11 protein-coding genes are annotated in these 19607 nt (G+C 36.8%); 10 read left to right on the top strand and 1 reads right to left on the bottom strand.

Annotation, left to right across the window (positions count from 1 at the left end; translation table 11 throughout):
• Positions 1–103: 103 nt before the first annotated feature.
• Positions 104–451 carry a 50S ribosomal protein L19 gene (gene rplS / locus PALPR_RS09365; protein WP_013445380.1) on the bottom strand — a complete coding sequence of 116 codons (348 nt, stop codon included), beginning with the start codon at positions 449–451 and terminating at the stop codon, positions 104–106.
• A gap of 270 nt (positions 452–721) precedes the next feature.
• Between rplS and typA the strand changes: the two genes are divergently transcribed.
• From typA to PALPR_RS09315, 10 genes are all read left to right on the top strand, one after another.
• Positions 722–2521 carry a translational GTPase TypA gene (gene typA / locus PALPR_RS09360; protein ID WP_013445379.1) on the top strand — a complete coding sequence of 600 codons (1800 nt, stop codon included), beginning with the start codon at positions 722–724 and terminating at the stop codon, positions 2519–2521.
• A 122-nt stretch (positions 2522–2643) separates the two neighbouring features.
• Positions 2644–3285 carry a porin family protein gene (locus tag PALPR_RS09355; RefSeq protein WP_013445378.1) on the top strand — a complete coding sequence of 214 codons (642 nt, stop codon included), beginning with the start codon at positions 2644–2646 and terminating at the stop codon, positions 3283–3285.
• A 236-nt stretch (positions 3286–3521) separates the two neighbouring features.
• The gene (tig, locus tag PALPR_RS09350) at positions 3522–4877 is read left to right on the top strand and encodes a trigger factor (protein WP_013445377.1); all 1356 of its coding nucleotides are present in this window, start codon (positions 3522–3524) and stop codon (positions 4875–4877) included.
• Between the two features lie 258 nt (positions 4878–5135).
• The gene (gene clpP / locus PALPR_RS09345) at positions 5136–5807 is read left to right on the top strand and encodes an ATP-dependent Clp endopeptidase proteolytic subunit ClpP (protein ID WP_013445376.1); all 672 of its coding nucleotides are present in this window, start codon (positions 5136–5138) and stop codon (positions 5805–5807) included.
• A 40-nt stretch (positions 5808–5847) separates the two neighbouring features.
• Positions 5848–7086, top strand: coding sequence for an ATP-dependent Clp protease ATP-binding subunit ClpX (gene clpX / locus PALPR_RS09340; protein WP_171805057.1), 1239 nt, complete (start codon positions 5848–5850; stop codon positions 7084–7086).
• 258 nt (positions 7087–7344) lie between these two features.
• Positions 7345–11184, top strand: coding sequence for a hybrid sensor histidine kinase/response regulator transcription factor (locus PALPR_RS09335; RefSeq protein ID WP_013445374.1), 3840 nt, complete (start codon positions 7345–7347; stop codon positions 11182–11184).
• Between the two features lie 838 nt (positions 11185–12022).
• Positions 12023–13378, top strand: a complete 1356-nt coding sequence (locus PALPR_RS09330; RefSeq protein ID WP_013445373.1) for an IPT/TIG domain-containing protein — start codon at positions 12023–12025, stop codon at positions 13376–13378.
• A 32-nt stretch (positions 13379–13410) separates the two neighbouring features.
• The gene (locus tag PALPR_RS09325; protein WP_013445372.1) at positions 13411–16497 is read left to right on the top strand and encodes a SusC/RagA family TonB-linked outer membrane protein; all 3087 of its coding nucleotides are present in this window, start codon (positions 13411–13413) and stop codon (positions 16495–16497) included.
• 15 nt (positions 16498–16512) lie between these two features.
• Positions 16513–18528: a RagB/SusD family nutrient uptake outer membrane protein gene (locus PALPR_RS09320; RefSeq protein WP_013445371.1), complete on the top strand. Its 2016-nt coding sequence runs from the start codon at positions 16513–16515 to the stop codon at positions 18526–18528.
• 20 nt (positions 18529–18548) lie between these two features.
• Positions 18549–19484, top strand: coding sequence for a BT_3044 domain-containing protein (locus PALPR_RS09315; RefSeq protein ID WP_013445370.1), 936 nt, complete (start codon positions 18549–18551; stop codon positions 19482–19484).
• Positions 19485–19607 lie beyond the last annotated feature (123 nt).

The following is a 19607-nucleotide window of genomic DNA, read 5'->3' as shown; positions in this document are numbered from 1 at the left end:
TTTTTAATAACGGAGAAACGTAAAAAATCAGAACTGACCTTAATAAAAAAGAGAAACTCGTTTTGCGAATTTCTCTTTTTTATTCTTTTTTTGAAAGATGTAATTATACGCGTCTTTCTTTGATTCTTGCTTTTTTACCGGTAAGTGCACGTAAATAATATAATTTAGCGCGACGAACTTTACCACGTTTGTTGACAGTGATACTTTCGATAAATGGTGAATCTAATGGGAAAATACGTTCTACACCAATGTTGCTTGAAATTTTGCGAACAGTGAAACGTTTTTTGTTTTCGTGTCCAACGATTTTGATTACGTCACCACGAAATTCCTGAACACGTTCTTTGCTTCCTTCAATAATACGGTAAGCAACCGTTACGGTATCTCCGGCTTTAAATTCAGGATGCGTTTTTTCAACAAGAAATGCTTGTTCTGCAACTTTAATTAAGTCCATTATTGCTCTTTGTTTAATTAATATTATGCGCAATATTCACAGACCTCACTTATTCTGTCAGAGATTACGCTAAAATTTGGACTGCAAAAGTACAGTTTTTTTTCTATTAAGCAATAGACTATGCCTCATTTTCATACAATTTTCAAAAAAATAGCTTGGAGTATCTTAAAATAAGATGCTTTACTTGCTCTTTTTCAGATGAATTACAAAACAAAATAGATATTGAATTATTTTGACTAACTTTGCACCCTCAAAAAAAGATTGTGTTACATGCAGAAAATTAGAAACATTGCTATTATTGCCCACGTTGACCACGGAAAAACTACTTTGGTTGACAAGATGTTATTAGCCGGACACTTGTTCCGCGATAATGAGAACGCGGGTGAGTTAATTATGGATAATAATGACCTGGAACGTGAAAGAGGCATTACTATATTAGCCAAAAACGTATCTATCGATTATCAGGGATACAAAATCAATATTATAGACACTCCGGGCCACTCCGATTTTGGAGGTGAAGTGGAACGCGTGTTGAATATGGCCGACGGCGTTCTTCTGTTGGTCGATGCTTTTGAAGGTCCAATGCCTCAAACTCGTTTTGTGTTGCAAAAAGCGCTTCAGATAGGTTTGAAACCTATTGTTGTAATCAACAAAGTAGATAAACCGAACTGTCGTCCGGATGAAGTACATGAAATGGTTTTCGACCTGATGTTCAATCTGGATGCTACAGAGGAGCAACTGGATTTCCATACGATTTATGGATCTGCCAAAAATAACTGGATGTCTGAAGATTGGAAAAACGAGACTGACAGTATTATACCTTTGCTTGATTCCATTATCAAATATATACCTGAACCGATTTATCTGGAAGGTACTCCTCAAATGTTGATTACATCGTTGGATTATTCGTCGTATGTCGGTCGTATTGCGGTTGGTCGCGTTCATCGCGGAACATTGCGAGAAGGTATGGATGTGAATTTGGTAAAGCGCGATGGAAAAGCCATAAAATGTCGTATCAAAGAATTACATACATTTACAGGTTTAGGTCGTACCCGTGCTACGGAAGTAAAATCAGGTGATATTTGTGCGTTGGTTGGAATTGAAGGATTCGAAATTGGTGATTCTATATGCGATTTGCTGAATCCGGAACCATTAGTTCCGATTGCAATTGATGAACCAACTATGAGTATGGTGTTTACAATCAACACTTCTCCATTTTTTGGAAAAGAAGGTAAATTTGTAACATCACGTCATATTCATGATCGTTTAATGAAGGAACTTGATAAGAACCTTGCATTACGTGTAGAGAAAAACCCCGATTCAGACGTTTGGCATGTATACGGACGTGGAGTGCTTCACTTGTCGGTACTGATTGAAACTATGCGCCGCGAGGGTTATGAGCTGCAAGTTGGTCAACCTCAGGTAATTTTCAAAGAAATTGATGGTGTGCGTTGTGAGCCTATCGAGCAATTGAGTATAAATACACCCGAAGAATGTTCAGGTAAAATTATTGAAATGGTAGCTATCCGTAAAGGTGAAATGCTAAGCATGGAAGTAATGAACGATCGAATTCAATTAGAATTTATGATTCCTTCTCGTGGAATTATAGGATTGCGTAACAGTGTGCTGACTTCATCGGCAGGTGAAGCTATTATGTCACACCGATTCTCCGAATATCAACCTTATAAAGGGCATATCGAAAAACGCACCAACGGTTCGATTATTGCAATGGAAGGTGGTACTGCTTTTGCTTATTCATTGGATAAATTACAAGATCGTGGTAGATTTTTCGTTTTCCCACAAGACGAAATTTATGCTGGTCAGGTAGTCGGCGAAAGTTCAAAAGAAGGTGACATGGTTGTAAACGTAACCAAGCCTAAAAAACTTACTAACATGAGAGCTTCGGGTGCTGATGATAAAGCAAAGTTGATTCCGCCAATTGTTTTCAGTTTGGAAGAAGCATTGGAATATATCAAAGAAGATGAATACGTAGAGCTTACTCCAACATGTATCCGTTTGCGTAAAATTTACTTGGACGAAAACGAACGAAAACGTATGACTAGGAAATAATTATTGAAAAACAGATAATTACTAATATTTAAACTGATTTGCGATTTATAGACTATACTATAAATCGCAAATTGTCGTTATAAATGTCTCTATTGTAAAACGAATTGAATTTTTCAGTTGCTATGAATTGCAAGCATATCTCTTTTATTGTTGCGTTATTATTTTGTACTACAGGTCTTTTTGCTCAGTTAGGTATTAAGATGGGTTTAAATATGGCGAATGAAGTCAGATCTTTTAACCGTGCTGATGTTAGTGCGGGGTTTAAATCAGATAACCTGACAGGATATCAAATTGGACTGGTTTATCAGGCTATGCCGAAAAAATCAGGCCTTGGATTTGAAATTGCGGCTCTAATTTCTCAAAAAGGAAGTACTTTCAGCGATAGTACCGGTATTGTCGGAATTATTAAGCAGGGTTATAAAGAAATGAATTATGTAGAAGTTCCGCTGAATTTGCGTTATAGACTTTCGCTGGGAGTTATGGGAGTTTATGCTTTTGGCGGTGTTTACGGAGGTTACTCATACAGCGGAAAAGTGGTGGACGAGAAGACAAATACCACTCAGAAGGAAACTTTTCCTACTACGGATGATCGTATAGATTATGGGTATAACTTTGGGGGAGGATTGGAGATATTCAGGAAAATTCAACTGGGTGCAACCTGGAGTAGAGGGCTTAAAGATACCTCAAAAACCAATATCGGTTTGCCTGTTTCTACTAAAGCCACCAATAAGGTTATGTCCTTCAATTTAGTGTACCTTTTCTGATCCGTTGGATTTTAAAGATAGCAAAGTATACAAACGGAGATTGTCCTTGAAGGATATTTCTCCGTTTTTGCTTTAAACAAAGAGCTTCAGCAGGATTAATTAAATGGTTGAAATTCAAAAATTAAGCCGTTTAGTATTTTTTTAATTCAAAAAGAACGCCGTATCTCTTTTTTTTGTACCTTTGCACCCCATTAAAGAAAGATAAGCATCAGTAAATTACTATATTATTTATATTTATGAATATTGTCAGAAAAGACCTCGATCAAAACAATGCAATTGTAACGTTACGCATTGAAAAAGTGGATTATGCCGAGAAAGTGGATAAAACTTTACGCGACTATCGTAAGAAAGCTAATATTCCCGGCTTTCGCCCAGGCATGGTGCCGGTGGGTTTAGTGAAAAAGATGTACGGAAAATCTGTATTGGCCGATGAAATCAATAAACTGGTATCGGATAATCTTTACAATTATATCCGCGAAAACAACGTGAATATACTTGGCGAACCACTTCCAAACGAAACAGAACAAAAAGCAATCGATTTTGATACTCAGGAAGAATTCGAATTCGTTTTTGATTTGGGTATTGCTCCTGAATTTGAAGTAGAATTGACAAAAAAAGATAAAGTAAAGTTCTACACCATCGCTGTTAGCGATGAGATGATTGATAATCAGGTGAAATCATATACAGGACGTTATGGAAAATACGTTCAGGAAGAAGTAGTTGAAGAAAAAGATATGTTGAAAGGCGAATTGCTCGAAGTGGCAGATGGCAAAGTAAACGAATCGGGCATTAAAGTTCAGGATGCTACACTTACCGCTGCCTATATGAAAGATGATGCTCAAAAAGCACTTTTCGTAGGAGCAAAAAAAGGTGATGTGATTACTTTCAATCCTGCAAAAGCTTTCGAGAGCGAAGCTGAAATCAGCTCATTGCTCAAAATATCGAAAGATGCTGCAAAAGCTATTGATGCTGACTTCCAATTAAAAATTGAAAGCATTACACGCTATCACGAATCTGAAATCAACCAGGAATTGTTTGATAAAGTGTATGGCGAAGGTGTAGTAAGTACAGAGGAAGAATTCAGAGCAAAAATCAAAGAAAACATTCAGGAAAATCTGACCGGTGACAGTGAGTATAAATTCGGTTTGGATGCACAGGAAATGTTGGTAGCGAAATTCGATAATCTTGTTTTCCCTGATACGTTCCTTAAACGTTGGGTGTTAGCTTCAAACGAAAACCTGACAGCCGAAACGCTGGAAGAAGATTATCCTAAGATGATTGCCGATCTAAAATGGCACTTGATCAAAGACAAGTTGGCTAAAGTAAATGACGTTAAGGTTGAAGCGACTGACGTTGAAGAGTTTGCTAAAAAAATGGCTAAGGCTCAATTTGCGCAATACGGAATGATTGGCATGGATGATGAAATCATTGCCAACTATGCTAAAGATATGATGAAGAAAGAAGAAACGCTGAAAAACATCGTTGATAAAGTGGCAGAAGAAAAAGTATTTGCAAAAGTGAAAGATGCAGTAAAACTAGAAAATAAAGAAGTTTCTATAGAAGAATTCAACAAAATGTTCGAAGCTAAATAATTGTCATAAACAATTCTTTATCCGCATTTTGTAGGGCAAAAATCCGATTTTTCGGAAAAAGGCTTTTAACCGCGAAAAATTAAACAAAATAGTTCTATCTTTGTTTCTTTTTTGAGAACGGTTAAAAGCCTTTTTCGATATTCGATTTACCGCATTTGTAGGCTTAAAAAGCTGAAAGAAGAACTGTTTTTTCAATAGAAAGAGTATAAACGATCCTGAAATTCTCTGTTGGAGGACAAGGGACTAAAATTAAATAATATGAATGATTTTCGTAATTATGCAACCAAGCATCTGGGCATGAATGGTCTGGCCTTAGACAAGTATGCTGATATTACCAGCAATTATATTTCACCGTCAATTTTGGAAGAACGTCAGTTGAACGTTACGCAAATGGATGTTTTTTCGCGTTTGATGATGGATCGTATAATTTTTCTGGGCACTCAGGTAGATGATTATACGGCTAATGTAATTCAGGCTCAGTTACTTTATCTTGATTCTGCTGATCCGGGTAAGGATATCTCTATATATCTGAACACTCCCGGAGGATCTGTTTATGCAGGATTGGGGATTTATGATACCATGCAGTTTATAAGCTCCGATGTAGCTACTATATGTACAGGTATGGCAGCTTCAATGGGAGCAGTGTTGTTAGTAGCAGGCGCACAGGGCAAACGTTCGGCGCTGAAACACTCGCGTGTGATGATACATCAGCCAATGGGAGGTGCTCAGGGACAGGCTTCTGATATCGAGATCACAGCCCGTGAGATTCAAAAACTCAAAAAGGAACTTTATACTATCATTGCCGATCATTCTAATAATCCGTTTGATAGAATTGAAAAGGATTCGGACAGAGATTATTGGATGACTTCTACCGAAGCTCTTGAATATGGTATGATTGATAAAGTATTGTTCAACGAGAAAAAGAAATGAAATAAAGCCCTGAATCCTTCTTGAAAGATTTATGGGATAGATTATTATGGCTAAAAATAATAAAAATTGCAGTTTCTGCGGACGACCCGAGTCTCAGGTGGAGTTTTTCATCATGGGTCAGGATGGTGCGCATATCTGCAACGAGTGTGCTGTGCAGGCAGCTGAAATTGTAAAAGAAAATTCGAGTAAGAAATCGAACTTGCCGAACCTTCAAAAGGAAGAACTTCCGAAACCAACTGAAATTAAAGAATACCTCGACCAATATGTAATCGGGCAGAATGAGGCAAAAAAATACCTTTCAGTTGCAGTTTATAATCACTATAAACGACTGATGCAGGCAAAAACCAGTGATGATGTGGAGATTGAGAAATCAAACATTATCATGGTCGGTTATACTGGTACGGGCAAAACGCTTTTGGCGAAAACCATTGCCAAAAAGTTACATGTGCCGTTCACTATTGTTGATGCCACTGTACTCACCGAAGCTGGTTACGTAGGCGAAGATATTGAAAGTATTCTTACCCGGTTGCTTCAGGTGGCCGATTATGACGTAAAAGCTGCTGAACGAGGCATTGTGTTCATTGACGAAATTGATAAAATTGCCCGCAAAGGAGATAATCCAAGTATTACCCGCGACGTTAGCGGCGAAGGTGTTCAGCAGGGGTTGCTCAAATTATTGGAAGGTGCAGTGGTCAATGTTCCACCACAAGGAGGCCGCAAACACCCCGATCAGAAAATGATTGCTGTTAATACGCAGAACATATTGTTTGTTTGCGGAGGTGCTTTTGATGGAATTGAAAAGAAGATTGCATCCCGACTGAATACCAGAGTTGTGGGTTACAATGCCGCTAAAGAACATGAGCAAATTGACAAACATAATATGCTTCAGTATATTGCTCCTCAGGATTTAAAATCTTTTGGGCTTATTCCTGAAATTATAGGTCGTTTGCCTATTCTCACTTATCTGGAGCCGCTGGATAGATCTGCCCTGAGAAGAATCTTGACTGAGCCAAAGAACTCTATCATTAAGCAATACACGAAATTATTCGCTATGGATGATATCGAATTGAACTTTGATGAATCTGTATTAGAATATATTGTAGATAAGGCTATTGAGTTTAAGTTAGGGGCACGTGGACTTCGTTCGATAACAGAAACTATCATGATGGACGAAATGTACGAAATGCCTTCGAAGAATGAAAAGAAGCTGACAATTTTACTTCCATACGCTCAAAGTAAGATTGAAAAGACAAATGTCAACAGGCTGAAGATAGCATAATATTGATTCATATGCTAATTATGTCCATTTTAAATTGAATGTTACAATAGGTTGTTATCTTATAGAAATCAGGATTCGGTCTAAAATAATTATTTAGACTTACTTAGTAGATTAGAGGTTTTATTTGTACTTTTGGTGCAGTTAAACTTCTAATCTATTTTTATTTTTTGTAGTTTTAAAGGATTTGTCTAAACACGATATGTTAATCATGGAATGCTAGATAATATTTTTTATTTCTATTTAGAGTGAATTTCTAACATGAAAAGATATTTTTTATTGTACATTTCTTTCTTAATTGTAATCTGTGTTCAATCTTCGAATATAAGATTTCATAGCATAAACGAGATATTTGGTATATCCATGCTTAATGTATCTTCTATTTGCAAAGACAACAAAGGTTTTATTTGGGCAGCTTCACGAAGTGGCGTCATACGATTGACTGATGATAGCTATCATGCTTATAGCCTACCATTCGAGAAGCATAATGCTATAGTTGTAAGACTGGTATATCAAAATTCAGGATTGCTTGCCTATACCAATAACGGTCAGTTGTTTAGATATAACGAGATATTGGATAAGTTTGATAGTTTGTTCACTATTCGTAAGTTTAATATTGAGATAACCAATGTGCTGGCAGATAGCAAAGGTACTTATTGGCTGAGTACAAATGCGGGGTTGTATAAGTTAACTAAAGGTGTTTTGAGTCTTCAAATTCCTGATGTCGATTTCAGGAATATAATCTGGTACAATGAGAGGCAGATAATTACTATTGCAAATAAGAGAATTTCTCTTTTAGATATTCATACTTGGCGAAATAAAACAATATGTGTATATCCCTCTAATCAATCCATCGAAATTACTAAGTTGTTTTATGACAAGATCCATCGTCGTTTATGGCTTGGTACGCTTTCTAGTGGTCTCTATTATTTAGATTTTCGCAATCATACTTTTCACAGTTCATCTATTAAGGGCTTACCAAGGCAACCTATTTTAGCGATTGAGGCAAATTCAGACGCTACCGTGTTGCTGGGTATTGACGGAAGGGGAGTATGGAAGTTGGACAGTCGCCAAGACAAATTGCTAGATGTTTATACGGAAAGTATGGATAATCCTACATCACTGGCTGGTAATGGAGTGTATGATATCTACTGTGACAAACAAAATGGGCGGGTTTGGGTTTGCTCCTTTTCTGGCGGAATTTCTTATTTTGAACAGACGCCAATGCCGATAGTATTTAAGACTCATCAGGTCAATAACGGAAATTCTCTATGTAACAACAGCGTCAATAAAATATATGAAGACCGTAACGGAAATCTCTGGTTTGCAACAAACGATGGGGTTAGTTGCTGGAATGCACATGCGGATAAATGGCGAACATACTATAACAAGTCTGAACAAACAAGAGTGTTTCTTTCTCTGTGTGAAGATAATGAAGGGCGAATGTGGTGTGGTACTTATTCATCCGGTATTTATGTTATTGATGGAAAGACTGGTAGAGAGATTGCGCATTATACAGCTGCAAATACATCTAACCGTGTCACCGACTTTGTATTTGATATTTTTAAAGATAGTCAGGGTGATATATGGATAGGAGGTCATCGAGGAAATGTTTCTTGCTTTTTTTCCAGAGAAAGGGAATTTAAAACATACTCACTTGGCAATGTTTATTCAATTATTGAATTGTCACCTGGTAAGATACTTTTCGGTTGTGCGCATGGTTTGTCTATTTTAAATAAACAGACTGGGCAAATAGAAACATTTATTACAAGTAGCCCATGTCAGGATATAATTTATTATAAAGGTTTTATTTGGTTGTGTTCAAGTGGTGATGGCTTGCTCCGATTCGATTTGCAAAAGAAGAAATATGAAAAAGTGAAAACCAAAGCTGATTTTCCTTCAAACTTTTTATCAAGTATTATGAAAATTGGAGGTTATTTCTGGATAGGTACGGAAAACGGATTATGTCGATTTAATCCATCTACTAAGGCGATAGACAATATCTCTTCTTTGACTGACATCGCATTTAACAGAGATGCTCACTGTAAACTAAAAAATGGATTTTATGCATGGGGAACAAATCGAGGAGTAGCTATTGTTGATCCGGTTTTGCTCAAATCAAAACCTTTACACGGAAAAATATTTATTCAAGATGTTTTGGTTTCTGGTTTGTCTGTACGAGATAATCATGCTTTTAAATTAACGGCACCTGTCGATGCGTTAAAAGAAATCACCTTGAAATACAACCAAAATAACCTTACAATGCAGCTATTGCCTTTGGGGCAGGTAGCTCTGAAAACAAAGTTTTCGTGGATCATGGAAGGACTTGATGTTGTGTCGAATTCTCCTTCAGATTATAGAACGTTAGCTTATTCCAATATTCCTTCAGGCAAGTTTTTATTAAAAATAAGAATGTTTGATGAGTCAGGGTCTAGGTTAATAGCCGAAAGGGAATTTATTGTTCGAGTTACACCTCCCTTTTGGGGTACGTGGTGGTTTTACCTTTTGTCAATAGCACTCGTATTAGGCCTTTTCTATTTCTTCGTGCGTTTTTATGTTAACCGCCTAAAACGACGTCATGCCGAAGATAAAATGTACTTTTTTACTAATATGGCGCATGAAATACGTACCACTATAACGCTAATAAAGTCACCCCTTGAAGAATTGAATAAAATTAAGTTTCCTGCCAAGGAGAAATACTACCTTAATTTGGCTACAGAACAGGCAAGACGTCTTTCGACCACAGTTACTCAGTTGCTTGATTTTCAGAAGGCGGATATTGGAAAGGATCAATTATCATTGAAAATGGTAGATGTTGTTCAATTGATTCGGTATAGAGTCTCGATGTTTGAAACATTTGCTAGAGGTAAGAATATTGAGTTGAAATGCATAACAAACCCAAGCATATATAGGACTGCTGTAGATGAATTTAAAATAGAACGTGTTGTGGATAACTTGATTTCTAATGCTATTAAGTATTCTTATTCCGATAGACCTGTAGAAGTATTGTTTACGGCTGACGACACAAATTGGATGTTGGATGTCAAAGATTACGGTATTGGGATTGATAAAGATACTCAGCATAAACTCTTTCAGGAATTTTTCAGGGGCAAGAATGTTATTAATACTAATATTGTAGGATCAGGTATAGGTCTTCTTCTGACGAAAAACTATGTTTCACTTCATGGCGGTTCTATTCAATGCATCAGTAAAGAGAACGAAGGGTCTACTTTTCGAATTATTTTGCCGTTTAGAGAAATAACCACATCTGCCGAGGAACAACAAGTTAATATGTCAATAGATTCGATTCAGTTATTTGATTCTGAGTTGTTTATCGAAAATCCTGAAAATAAGATGCGACTCTTAATTGTAGAAGATAATGTAGATTTGCAGAATTTTATGATTTCTGCCCTTTCTGCAGAATTTGATGTTTCAGCGGCAAAAGATGGTGTAGTTGCATGGGAGATAATTAAAAATGAAATTCCAGATATTATAATTTCTGATGTAATGATGCCTAATATGGATGGCTTTGAGCTTTGTCGTTTAATTAAGTCTACTTATGAAACTTCTCATATACCAGTGGTGCTACTTACAGCTCTTGCTGGTAAAGCCGAACAGTTACACGGATTAGGCTTGGGAGCTGACAGCTATCTGACAAAACCGTTTGATATGTCACTGGTAGAACAAAATATAAAATCTATCATTAGAAATCGAGAAATTGTCAGAGATAAGGCTCTCAGGCCAATAGAGAAAGATTGTAAGGAGATTTTTTTCATAAATGAATTGAATGACAATTTTATAAAGAAAGCTGCAGAAGTAGTATGGGTAAATATGACCAATATTGAGTTTGATAAAATACAATTTGCGTCCGAATTAAATGTTAGTCCATCGCTACTATATAAAAAAGTAAAGTCTCTTACAAATAAATCTCCTAATGAATTTGTCAACTCAATTAAGATGAACTATGCCCTGGATTTATTGCAAGGTCATTTACACAGCGTTACTGAAATTAGTGAAATGTGTGGCTTTTCAAGTCTTGATTATTTTGGAAAGGCTTTTCGAAAATACTTTGGTAAATCTCCCTCTGATATTATAAAATAAATTCGACCAATTTCTTCATTAAGTCTTATACCCGAATTGCTAAATGTCAATTTAAATTAGACATTTAGCAATTCGGGTGTCTTGTTCTACTCCGGTTTTGGGGAAAAGCCGTCTTCTAATGTAGCTTCTTATGCTCCATAAAATTGTGTTATGCTGATTTTTTTTGATTTTTATTAGTACTCAGGAATTAAAAAAATGAAAGCTGATTTTTCAGTACCTTTCTTTGTCTCTCCCATAATGATAATTTGAATAACTTTAGCTTTTGTGAGGTAAAGTGCTATTTATTATAGTATTATCTAATACGTCCGCTTTGTTGACTATTGAAGTCCGTCTGTGATATTTATCTATTTTGTCGAATTATATATCTAAAATGTCGACTCCTTCCCCGCGTATCATTTTATCTTTGCCAAGCGAGAAATAACTAATTATCGTTAATTGATTTTGCCATTGATAGGGCAAGTTTGATTTCTACCTGATATTGGTTTTTTAAGTTCATAGGATGGTGATTTTTTTATTTAAAATCATTAAATAATGGACTTCTAAAATATTTATAATTTCAGAATCTAAATTGAATTTGATTTATTGTTTCTAGTTATTTGTCTTGTTAATCTTTTTATTTAGCGAAAATAATTTTAGGACTTGTACTTAGTTTCTACAAGTTCAAAATAAGCAATACACACGTGTGTTTGAAATTAGTTTAATCAAACTATGTGTGTCTATATATTTTTACTAACTTCAATTTAATTACAATGAGAAAACACGTTTTTTTAATGAATTTGTTTTTCTTTTCCTCGTCGCATGTAGTAGTAGCTACGAGGCAATAGAAAAAATTCCTAAGGTGGAAAATAAGTATGATTCAACTCAGCCTACAGCGGTGAGTTCGATTGATCCTACTTATGGAGTAATTGATCAAACCTTTATTTTAAATGGAAATTTTCCCGGCGCAATTTCCGACATCAAAGTCTATTTTGGGAAAAAAAGGGCAGTTCTTACTGCTACAAATGGACAATGTATTACCGGTCTTGTTCCCAAAGAGCCTAATGGTTACAACCAAATATCTGTGGTAATCGGGAAAGACAGTATCGCACCTAATGGTTTGTTATTCAGGTATCATCAAAGCAAATCGATGAAGACTATTTGCGGAAAGTTAGGACCCGATAATAAATGGATGAATGACGCTGATTACGCAGGTACTCCTATTGACGCTGTATCTCTTGGCGAAACCCACTATGTACAAACAGTTGCAGGAGTAAAATCTGACAACGTATTTTTGATAGAAGCTGGATGGGGTAATAAATTGTTTCTTCTTTCTATCGATGATGGAACGATCACTAAACTTTCTACTCCTGCAGCTTTATGTCACCCTGCAGTACCTACTTCTCGAGATAAATTTTATGCCACGACTTTTTGGAATGGCAACCGCACAATCTATGCATTTAAAAAAGAAAATAGTTGGACGTTTAATACTACAGGTATTACAATTACGTCAGCCGACTATCCGGGCGATAAAGTGTGCTCAATGACATTCGCCGAGGATGATAATCTTTTATACTGCGTAGACTCACAAGGACGTATTGCTGAAATTAACTTGTCTGATAAGAGTTACAAAATATACACTACTGCAGATCAGAAACCATCAGGATTAGCTGCTGCCAATTTTGGAGGTCTTATAATTCCGGCTGCAGCAACAGCGAAGACACCACTAGCAAAGCAAAGTCCTAAGAGCTTCGATACTTGGGAAGGTTCTTACATAACTTATAGTAAATATCATCATTGTTTCTTTCTCTCGTTTGCTGCTGAACATGCAATTTATAAATATGTAAAAAATTCTGACAATACTTGGACTTGTTCGTTGTATGCCGGAGGTAACGGTCCGGGAGTCTCTGTAGGTGACAGACTTGTCGATGCTCAGTTCAATTCCCCTCATGGTTTGGTTGTCAATGCAGATGGTGAAATATTTGTTGTCAGTAAAGGATCCAACTTTTGGACTAAAGGTGGAGATGCCCGTATACAAAAGATTTCGGGAGATGCTGTAGAAATAGCGGCAGGGAATAGTAATGGTACGTTAACAAATGGTACTACTCCGATAGAGGCTACTTTCCAATATCCTCGTGATATTGCAATTGATGTAGACGGCAACTATTTCATTGCTGGGGGTCAAGAGGGTACGGTTAGGAAACTATCCATCGAATAGAAAATAAATGTTAAACCATTAATTAGATTTCAATGAACAAATATATAAAATTTGTACTTTTTCTTGTGGCTGTTTTCTGTCAGTTGCCCATGTATGCTCAATCAGGTTTGACTGCTAGCGGTACGATAATGACTGAAAATGGAGAGCCACAGGTTGGTGCTAGTGTTGTGATAAAAGAAAACCCGAGTAAAGGAACAATTTCAGATTTAGACGGTCACTTTAGAATAACCGGTTTGCAAAAGAACCAAACGCTGGTTTTCTCCTTAATAGGGTTTGCAAAATATGAGGTTAAGATACAAAAGTCTGACGAGAGGATGAGAATCGTTATGAAAGAAGTAGTCAATGAACTGGATGAGGCTGTTGTGGTTGGTCATAGTACGCAGCGTAAAATATCTGTAACCGGTGCAATTACGAATGTAGAAGTGAAGGAATTAAAGGCTCCGGCTACATCTATAAATAATATGCTTGGTGGTCGTGTACCCGGTATTATTTCTCAACAATTAACTGGTGAACCTGGAAAAGATAATGCTGATTTCTGGATTCGCGGTATTAGTACATTCGGAGCAGGTTCAAGTGCTTTGGTACTTATTGATGGAGTGGAAGGAAATCTTACTACTGTTGATCCAGAGGATGTTGAAAGCTTTTCTATATTGAAAGATGCATCAGCTACTGCAGTATATGGTGTTAGAGGAGCTAATGGCGTGGTGCTTGTAACCACCAAAAAGGGTGTAGCGGGTAAACTTTCAGTTAGTTTCAAAGCTAATGCCGGTATATCTTATTCTCCCCGGATGCCTAATTATGTAGAAGGTAATACTTATGCAGCTCTTGCTAACGAAGCTTCTATGTCGAGAGGTGGCGATCCTATCTACAACTCTGTTGATTTGGCTTTGTTTAAAAATGGGATGGATCCCGATCTTCATCCTAATGTGAATTGGAGGGATATTATTTTAAAGGATAATACATGGAATCAACAATATCATATAGGTATTTCCGGAGGAGCACAAGTTGCCCGTTACTATATGAGTTTGGGAGTACTGAATAAAGATGCATTATTTAAACAGGATAAAGGAATCAACAAGTATGACACAAATGTAGCTTACAAGCAATACAATTTTCGTGCGAATGTTGATGTTAATTTAACTAAGAGTTCGATCTTGACACTGGGATTGGAAGATATAATGGTCGATCAAAACTACCCGGGCTATGGAAACAGCAGCCAGTCGCTATGGGATTCACAAGCTAATATGACGCCTGTAACTGTACCGATAATTTTTTCAAGCGGCCAACTGCCTGCCTACGGTCCCAACAACGACCAAATAAGTCCTTACGTGTTGCTCAACTATTCAGGCTTCAAGAAATATCATAATAATACAACTAAGCTTAATGTACAGTTTCAGCAGGACTTGAGTATGATTACTAAAGGTCTTAATTTCACCGCTCTTTTCAATATGACAAATTACAGCGAAATGACATCAACCAGGTCAAAAACTCCCGCGCTGTATTATGCCCGAACAAGAAAACGTGATGGTACGCTGGCTTTGGAGAAAAAGCGGGATTCGGCAGATCCTTTGTTTTCAATAGATACGTATATAGACAGAAAATACTATTTTGAGGCACATGCCAATTACGAACGAGTGTTTGATAAAGTACATCGTGTTACAGGTTTGGCGCACTATTATATGGAAGATTATATTAGTTCTTACGATAGGTCTATTCCGTGGGACTGGAAACCATTAACAGATCTTACTGCAATTCCAAAACGCTATATTGGATTTTCAGGTCGTGTAACTTATTCTTTCAAAGATACCTATATGTTTGAGGGAAATATTGGTTATACTGGTTCAGAAGCTTTTGAAAAAGGTAAAAAATTCGGTTACTTTCCTGCGATTTCTTTGGGATGGGTTCCAACGCAATATCAAATTGTGCAAGAGAAACTTTCATTTCTTGATTTTCTCAAATTCAGAGTCTCTTATGGATCTGTGGGTAACGACCGAATGAATACCCGGTTTCCTTATCTGACAATAATGGGACCAAGCACCAGCGGTATTTGGAACTCAGGCGCTGGTTATACAGAAACTCAGGTAGGATCAAGTAATCTGAGGTGGGAAACGTCCAAAAAATCGAATTTTGGTATCGATGGAAAGTTTTTTAAAAACCGTTTTGATTTTGCTGTTGACTTTTTCAAAGATATTCGTTCCGGAATTTATCAACAGCGGGCGAGTACTCCCGAAGAAATGGGATTGGTTACATTACCTTTTGCGAATATGGGTAAGATGAAAACCTGGGGTGTTGATGGGCATCTTTCATTTACCCAGACAATCAATAAAGATATGTATTTTGTGCTGCGTGGTAACTTCACGCAATCCAAAAATGAATTAGTGCAATATGAAGAGCCGATTGTTCGCTATCCTTACCAGTCATCTGTAGGATACCAATGGCATGCCAATAGAGGATTAGTAGCGCTTGGTTTATTCAAAGACGCAGCGGATGTGCAAAATAGTCCGAAACAGACTTTTACCAGTGTGGTATTGCCCGGTGATATTAAATACAAGGATGTAAATGGCGATGGCATTATCAACGATTATGATGTAGTGCCATTAGGCTATTCGGACACACCGCAGATACAATATGGTTTTGCTACGGAGTTCAATTGGAAAAATTGGAATTTCAGCGTGCTTTTCGAAGGAGTAAGTCGGATAAAATATTTTAATGGTGGCAACGGATTCTATCCTTTCAAGGGAAGAGAAGTCGGTAATGTGCTGGATATTGTGTCTGATCGCTGGACATCGAGAGAAATTTCAGGGACTGCTGCAACTGAAAATCCGAATGCCCGTTTCCCAAGACTTACGTATGGGGACAATGCTAATAACAATCGAAATTCTACCTTCTGGTTAAATGATGGTAGCTATTTGAGGCTAAAGAATGTTCAGATCTCTTATCAGATGAAAGGTAAGTTAATGGAAAAAGTAGGGATTAAAAATACCACATTTAGTATAATCGGAGAAAATTTACATGTTTGGGACAAAGTGAAAATATTTGATCCCGGTCAAGCAAATCAAAACGGTGCGGTGTATCCCATGCAGAGAGTTTTTACATTACAAATGAATATGCAATTTTAAAAAGATACACAGATTATGAAAATAAAAAAATGGATTTGTATTAAGTGGTTTTCGGTACTATTTGTATGTGCTTTAGCATGTACCTCTTGTGAAAGCTACTTAGATATTGATAAATATGTATATGATAAAATGACAATTGACTCAATTTTTGTTAATAGAGAAAGAATTCTTCAATATGTCAACGGAACTGCAGCGTATTTGCCTGATGAATCTCAATTAATTGGTGACTGGAATTATAGATCGAAATCTCCAAGTGGTTTGAGTACCGATGAAGCGATAGTACCATGGGCAGATAGTTTTCATGGTGGAACTCAACTGTATGTAGATGGCATCACACCTCAGTATACTGCTGATATTAATCCTTGGTCGGATTATTATAAAGGTATTCGTAAGTCAAATATTATACTTGCTAGAATTGGGACAAATTCGGATTTAACAGAGTCGGATCGTCAGGATTACACTGGCCGGGCTTATTTTATGCGAGCCTATTTCTATTATAGCTTGGTGAGACTCTATGGACCGGTGCCAATCTTACCAGAGACTGCATTTGATACAGATGCAACTGTAGATGAAGTTTCTTTTGAGCGTAACTCTTGGGACGAATGTGTAGAATATATTTGTAGCGATATGGAAAAAGCTGCAAAGTTACTTCCTACCAACAGATCAATTGCGTATCCTTTTTTGCCAACTAAGGGTTCTGCTTATGCTTTAATAGCTCGTATGCGGTTGTATTCTGCCAGCCCATTGTTCAATGGTGGTGCCAGTACAGTTGAAGAGCTATCAAATTGGAAACGGCCTGATGGTACTTATTTTATTTCTCAGAAAGCTGATCCTGCACGTTGGGGTATTGCTGCTGCAGCTTTTAAGAGAATTATCGACATGGGTAAATATAAACTCAACACTTGGCCTAAAATCGTAAATTCTAAAGGAACCGGTACATTGCCTCTTCCTACAACAACTGGTGATGTGAATCTGACTACTATGAATTTTCCCAATGGAGCAATGGATATTGATCCCTACAAGTCGTATAAATCACTATTTGATGGTAGTTTACGACCTGAAAGTATTGATGAGTTGATTTACTGTAGTGCAAGGAGTGGAAGCGATGATTCATATTACTATCCTACAAAACATTCGGGTAAATCTTCGTATGCTGTAACAACTGATATGATTGAACAATATCGTATGGCAGATGGAAGACAGTTCAATGACGCTACTGCTGAAGAAAAATCGTTCAATCCTGTAGGTTCCGGTGCTGTTTTTTCGGATGATTATGTGCTTGATGCTAACAGAGCAAAGATGGATGATAACCGTGAACCACGTTTTTATGCCTCTATTGGTTTTAATTATTGTGTTTGGCCTGCTACTTCATATACAGGAACTGATAATAGTGTTAAGAATTTTGTTTGTACCTACTATAAAGGTGGATCATCGACTGGAGATCAAGATCATACCAACTATACAGGTTATACATGTCGTAAATACGTACATCAGGAAGATAATCTACTTTGGGGCAACCCCGTAAAGCAGAAATTTTACCCTACTTTCCGTTATGCCGAGGTTTTACTAGGTTATGTTGAAGCCATGAATGAAATGACAGGCACATATACTGGAAAGAATGTAAATGATGAAGCAATTACAATAACCAGAGATCCTGCTCAAATTGTTTTCTACTTTAATCAAATTCGTTACCGTGCAGGTCTTCCGGGAATTACGTTGGCAGATGCTTCGGACAGAGATAAAATGAGAAATATTATCAAGCAGGAATGGAGAGTTGAGTTTTTTAATGAAGACCATCGTTATTATGATCTTCGTCGTTGGATGGATGCAAAAAATGCTTATCTAAAACCTGTAATGGGCTTAGATGTATCTCAAAAAGAACAAGCTCGTGCATTATTCTACACAAAAAGAGTCTGGAATACGTTGCCATCAATGAAACGTACCTGGAAGGACAAAATGTATTTCTTTCCTATCTCCCAGTCTACGATAGATAAAAATGGAAGGTTGGTCCAAAACCCAGGTTGGAAATAATAATCAAAAAATTTTAGAATATGATGAAAAATAAAATATTATTACCTTTAGCACTTTTGTCGATCTTGTTTGTAGGATGCGATCAAGAATCTCCTCTGAGCAAAGATTTGTATCCTCAAAGTGTCTATATTGTAGGTGCAGCAGACAAAATTGTTGATAGAGACTTGAACATTGCAGATGCGCCTTATGATACTGTTTCCATTTCTGTGGCAGTGAGTGGTTCACGTCCTAGCGCTAATGATGTAACGGTTACAGTAGGAGAAATGGATACTGCTATTACTATTTATAATACAAAGAATCTATCTGGTACAGCTACTCAGTATAGAAAAATTGCGTCTAGCGTTTATACGTATCCTTCTAAAAGTGTGACTATCAAGGCTGGACAAGTGTATAATACATTTCCAATTTACATTAAACCCGCTAGTTTTCAGTGCGATTCAATGTATATGATAGCTTTGAGATTAACTTCAACTACTGCTTATTCGCTGGTTAAGACAGATACTGTAGCATTGGTAAAGTTAAATATGGTAAATAAGTATTCTGGATTGTACTACATGAATGGTGTAATTAGAAATACGACTAATTCTAAGGATACTGTAATCTATAATATGGCGAGAAACTTGCAAGCTACTGACGACGGTAAAACTGTTCGTATGTACCATTTTGCCAACGAATTTACTCAAGGTGATATTAATGATTATCGCCCTACGAACTGCTTTAAGATTACTGTTAATTCTGATAATACGTTGACCCTTAAAACCTGGGATAAATTTGCAATAATTACAGGAGGTGGGACATATTATCCTGATTTGAAGTTATACTCCATTTGGTACACATTTACCGACGACAAAGGGGTTGTCCGTAAAACTGTAGGTTATTTATACAAAGCAACAAAAACGACTGCTGAACAAAAAGTTATAACTGATTGGATTGAAGATCATCCTCTAGCTAAATAACAGAAGACAAAGGTGTCTGAAACCGATTCTCTTAAAAGGCAATACTTGCAAATATTTCAACCGGAATAATATTATTTATTTCGCAGAAAGATATTTGCAAGTACAACCTTGCTCAACTTTTAT

Source organism: Paludibacter propionicigenes WB4, assembly GCF_000183135.1.
Lineage (GTDB): Bacteria > Bacteroidota > Bacteroidia > Bacteroidales > Paludibacteraceae > Paludibacter > Paludibacter propionicigenes.
This window is presented reverse-complemented; position numbering and strand designations above follow the sequence as displayed.